The sequence below is a fragment of the Vibrio sp. 10N.286.48.B8 genome, assembly GCF_003050085.1.
In the GTDB taxonomy this organism is placed as follows: domain Bacteria; phylum Pseudomonadota; class Gammaproteobacteria; order Enterobacterales; family Vibrionaceae; genus Vibrio; species Vibrio crassostreae.
This window is the reverse complement of record NZ_PIGD01000044.1, coordinates 1-4567: the sequence shown is the minus strand read 5'-3', so window position 1 is coordinate 4567 and position 4567 is coordinate 1. Positions and strand designations below refer to the sequence as shown.

At 41.3% G+C, this 4567-nt stretch carries 6 protein-coding genes; 1 reads left to right on the top strand and 5 read right to left on the bottom strand.

What is annotated here, in order from left to right:
- The 5 genes from CWO08_RS23580 to CWO08_RS23555 form a co-directional block, all read right to left on the bottom strand.
- Window positions 1–538: hypothetical protein (locus tag CWO08_RS23580; RefSeq protein WP_146161785.1), on the bottom strand; the 538-nt coding region annotated here is incomplete at its 3' end.
- Between the two features lie 142 nt (window positions 539–680).
- Window positions 681–1085, bottom strand: coding sequence for a hypothetical protein (locus tag CWO08_RS23570; RefSeq protein WP_102431438.1), 405 nt, complete (start codon window positions 1083–1085; stop codon window positions 681–683).
- 117 nt (window positions 1086–1202) lie between these two features.
- Window positions 1203–1778: an NADPH-dependent FMN reductase gene (locus CWO08_RS23565; RefSeq protein ID WP_005536223.1), complete on the bottom strand. Its 576-nt coding sequence runs from the start codon at window positions 1776–1778 to the stop codon at window positions 1203–1205.
- A gap of 138 nt (window positions 1779–1916) precedes the next feature.
- Window positions 1917–2429: a DUF3916 domain-containing protein gene (locus CWO08_RS23560; RefSeq protein ID WP_108021215.1), complete on the bottom strand. Its 513-nt coding sequence runs from the start codon at window positions 2427–2429 to the stop codon at window positions 1917–1919.
- Window positions 2430–2531: 102 nt separating this feature from the next.
- The gene (locus CWO08_RS23555; protein ID WP_108021214.1) at window positions 2532–2855 is read right to left on the bottom strand and encodes a DUF6572 domain-containing protein; all 324 of its coding nucleotides are present in this window, start codon (window positions 2853–2855) and stop codon (window positions 2532–2534) included.
- Between the two features lie 116 nt (window positions 2856–2971).
- On the opposite strand from CWO08_RS23555, the gene CWO08_RS23550 reads away from it, so the two are divergent.
- Window positions 2972–3994, top strand: coding sequence for an IS110 family transposase (locus CWO08_RS23550; protein ID WP_102432409.1), 1023 nt, complete (start codon window positions 2972–2974; stop codon window positions 3992–3994).
- Window positions 3995–4567: the final 573 nt, after the last annotated feature.

The following is a 4567-nucleotide window of genomic DNA, read 5'->3' as shown; positions in this document are numbered from 1 at the left end:
CGGTTCTACGACTGATTTTACCGACGATACTAACAAACCTTGGATACCAACGCCTTGATGTGGCGGTGACACTAAATAGTATTGCAACAACAATTACCAGAGGTATTGTAATCGGTAAAATAGCAAGCCCGAATATAAACTTAATCCCGTCCCCAAAACCCAACAGTACCTTGCCTAAAGTTAACCTTTGATCAAACTTGAAATTTCTCGTTATCACTTCTGTTAAAAGGTTAGTACCTATAACCGCTGTAACAAAAGGAAATATGAATAAAAAGAGAGTACTTTTCTGGTCAAAGTCGTCAAACACTTCTTTAGACATTCGTTGAGATTCCACCCACCCCCCCGCTATCGATTTTATATTTTCTATGTACATGACAGCACCAGCAGACAAAACAATAAGTACTAAGCCAACCAAAAATACTGTCAGAGCATATGGGTTTTCTCCTGAAACCAATGATGCAATACCCATAGCTAAAAAAAGAAACATAACCCCGAATATAAGTTGCATCTCCAATGAAAACATGAAATCTAATTGCATTACTGAATACTACCTCTTAAAAACTTAACGCCGCATTAAGGTGTGAGGCACGCAATACCGAAGCTTACGCATACCACCTTAACCACTAAAACCAACACATAGTAAAAATGCCACGCGTGCCGAATCACTCTTGAACAATTTGTTAGCCCTTTTTCAAAAGGTTAAGACTTGTATACGACAACCAAACCACCAAGATTGCCAGTAAATTTAGAGAAACTGTTACTTCATTAACATTCACACTTATCGGTACTTCAACTCCAAAAGAAAAGGCTAAGGAAAAGTTAGGAGTCTCTATGCCTATAATCTGAATTAAATAAAGAGCGATCATTAACTTAAATACCCAAAGCTTCTTTTTTAACAACCCGTAAAAACTAGACAAGTTCAAGCTTAGCATCACTAAAACAATTGCAAATGTGAGAAAAAGACTCGAAGAGCTCAATTGATTTACTTGGGCAAGCAAGGTAAATGGTAGAAACAGAGTAACTGCAACAGATATACCCTGCAAAAACAGCAAGAACTTTGTTCTTTTTAAATGATTTTCAAACAATTTTTTATTTTCTCCTTGAGGGCTAACGCCGCATTAAGGTGTGAGCTGCGCTTGGCTATATTTGAGCGAAGCGAAAATGCCAAGCGTTGCGAATCACTCTTAAATGCCTTGTTAGCATTACAGTTCCCACCCAGACTTATATGTTCTAGCACTCAATAAACTACAGAGCTCATCCATTACTTTCATAGATTTTTCAAGCCTGGGTAGCCTTTCATCCGAAAGGGTATCATTGACCCAGTGACGATTATGAACATACAAGTTGTAAGGATTGATAACACACTTGAAATCAATGCTTAGTGACGTCGAGAGCGCAGAATCAGCCATGTAACTATGAGGTAGCCCCGCTGAGGTTACAAACGTCACCACTTTATCGAAGAGTGCGCCAGTTAAGCTACCATCAGGAGGTGTAGACCCAACATATTCAATGTATTTCTTTAACTCAGAACAACATCCCCAGTTATAAATTGGGCTGCATAAAACAATACCACTCGCCTCAGACGTCAACTTATGTAACGCCTTATATTGTTCCGTATGATATATTTTGTCGTTGTCAAAATTTGGCACATCAAGTTCCGCCAAATCAACAAATTTAACTTGTCTATCCAACGATTGTAGTTCGTCAATACATAGCTTAGCGATTTGACGACTTCGACTATTTGGATCCAAGCTCGAACTTACTACCAAAATGTACATGTTATCTCCTGTCGAATGCTAACGCCGCATTAAGGTGTGAGCAACGCTACCACAAAACTAAACCATACCACCGTAAACACTAAACCCAACGATGGAATGAAAAATGCCAAGCGTTGGGAATCACTCTTAAATGCTTTGTTATAAGGAGGGTTCACCTATTGTCCACATTTCAACTTCTATACTTTCTTCTTCATCACCCCAGTCTTCTTTGTAGCCCAGCTCGATGTAATCGAAATTTGCAGAAATCCCATACTTTTCCAAAATACTTCTACCTGTAAGTAAACCATCGTCAGGTCTAAACCGCTTATAGTAGGTTTCGTCAAAAAACACCGTTACTTCACTAGCAAAAAGGTTGGGATAACAAAGAAGTACAGCTACCCAAGACTTGCCTTTTTCTTTGTTTGGCTTTGCATTAACCATATGATTGGCGGCTATAAATAACTGTTCTAAAGCCTCTTTCTGCCACTCAAACTTGGAACTAGAACCTTGGATTAAGCGATCAAGTGTCCAAATTTTGAAGTTAGTGTATTGCTCACCATCTCGCTCTGGATAATAACCTCGAAACTCTTCAGCCCACACTTTTAGGGCACGTATGTGCCTTTCTGGGTTTCGTACTTTCTGTTTTGGACGATGAAAGCTAATTCTTCGCATACCTTCCTCCTTATAACGCCAAGCTAAGCTGTGAGTGAACGTGTGCCAAAATGAAGCGAAGCGGAATCGGCACGCGTTCACGAATCAGACTTAAGCGCCTTGTTAGTTGTAATTCTTCACCTCGTGCGTAAGGCTAAAGCCCGCTTCACTTACTACTTTTGATGCCAATAAAATGAATTTCTCAGCTTCATTGTTAGGTTGGTATTTTGAAACTACCTGGATTTCAAATAGCTTGTTCTTTGCTAACGGGTATTGCTCAAACACTTCACCAGACTCAATAAACGACAAGTAGAGGTTCAGCTTTTCTTGGAGCAATAAGAGCTTTTCATTTTGATCGTCCCACTCTAAATGATCGGATATCACTAAAGTTACTTTTTCTTCATCGTGCCCAATAATGTCTACTTTATCTAGTTGCTCAATTGTCATTTTTGCTCCATTACAACTAACGCCCTGTTAAGGTGATGAGATGGTCTCCCCCTACCACTTCACATGACTGTAAGCCATGCTTGGAGTGTTCAGGTCCGAAGTAAAAGGAGAAGACCATGACTCAGCATAAAATCATCGGCATCGATTTAGCAAAAAATATCTTCTTTCTTTTTGAAATCAATCATAAAGGAAAGAACCTTTCTCGTAAAAAACTTCAACGAAGTAAGCTACTTAGCTACATCGCCAATAAAGAGCCTTGTACCATTGCTATGGAAGCATGCTCTGGTGCCCATTATTGGGCTCGTGAATTCTCTCAGTTCGGTCACGAAGTCATACTCTACGCACCTCAGCATGTGAAAACTCAAAGGCGTAAACAGAAAAACGACTATAACGATGCTGAAGCCATTGCCGAAGTCGCGCTCTACAAAAGACCTCACCCTGTTCCTCATAAATCCGTCGAGCAACAAGACATCCAATCTCTTATTCGAATGAGACGTCTGCTCGTCACTGAAAGAACTCGCATCGTTAATCAAGTGCGTGGCCTCATATCTGAATACGGCATCATTATGCCCAAAGGAGCCGCTGCCTTCAGAAAGGCCATACCCGAAATACTCGAGAACGATGAAAACCAACTGTCTTGTATATTAAGAGAGCTGCTATCCCATCAGTACGAACGATATTTATACATCGACGAACAAGTAAAATGGTTCGACGATAAACTTAACCAAACCATCAAGCAGTTCGAAAACGCAAAGCGACTCATGTCTATTCCAGGCTTTGGGCCACTCACTAGCCAAGCCGTTGCGGTATGGCTTGGCTCCGGACAACAGTTCAAAACCGGTAGAGATGCCTCCGCCGCAATGGGCCTTGTGCCGAAGCAAGATACCAGCGGTGACAAAGTCATTCTTCTTGGGATAACCAAAAGAGGCAACACGTATATCCGCTCCCTACTCGTTCATGGAGCAAGAGCAGCGCTGAGACGCGCCAAATTTAAATCCGATAATCTCAGTAAGTGGATGCTTGAACTCCAAGAGCGACGAGGACCAAACAGAGCCGCTGTCGCCTTGGCAAACAAACTCATGCGCATAGCGTGGGCCGTCATCACTAAAAATGAAGAGTATCGACCAACACAAAGCTAATGATGATCACCAACCCTTTGCAAAGTACGTAGTAAGATGAATAACAGGACAAATCCTACACGTTGAAAACCTTATGCTCACACTGTCTTATAAAGTCGATAAGGTGATTAGGACTTCGTGTTCGACTTCCTCATCTTGGCCAAGGCAATAGCCGTTAAACAGGCCGTATATATGAAAGTTAACCTGCGCTTTTAATCATACTGCTGGCTTGCAAAACTGGGGGAGACCATATATGTGAACAACGCTAACCACCCTACCTAAGCATTGTGCCATAAACACTAAACTGGCTTGATGTGAAAGCGCCGAGCGTTGCGAATCACTCTTAAACAGTTTGTATGGATAATAAGCATTCCAATCGGGTAAGGTGAGACCCAGACTTTAGCTGCAACTAAAGTTCTTCTATCTGGTAGTTCGATTAAACGATGGCTCCTCGATTGAGAGACCGGTAACAAGTACGAACGTCAGATAGAACTCCAAGCACCACACTCGAATAGTCTTCTGGGTCTCGAGCCCGCATTTGCAAGCAAGAGTTAGCTTATTATGAATACAAACACACTTCAAAACATTAATGTT

Excerpts from the sequence above, each read along its gene's own strand:
- CWO08_RS23565 (WP_005536223.1), bottom strand. The coding sequence starts at position 1,778 with ATGTACATTTTGGTAGTAAGTTCGAGCTTGGATCCAAATAGTCGAAGT.
- CWO08_RS23555 (WP_108021214.1), bottom strand. The coding sequence starts at position 2,855 with ATGACAATTGAGCAACTAGATAAAGTAGACATTATTGGGCACGATGAA.
- CWO08_RS23550 (WP_102432409.1), top strand. The coding sequence starts at position 2,972 with ATGACTCAGCATAAAATCATCGGCATCGATTTAGCAAAAAATATCTTC.
- CWO08_RS23560 (WP_108021215.1), bottom strand. The coding sequence starts at position 2,429 with ATGCGAAGAATTAGCTTTCATCGTCCAAAACAGAAAGTACGAAACCCA.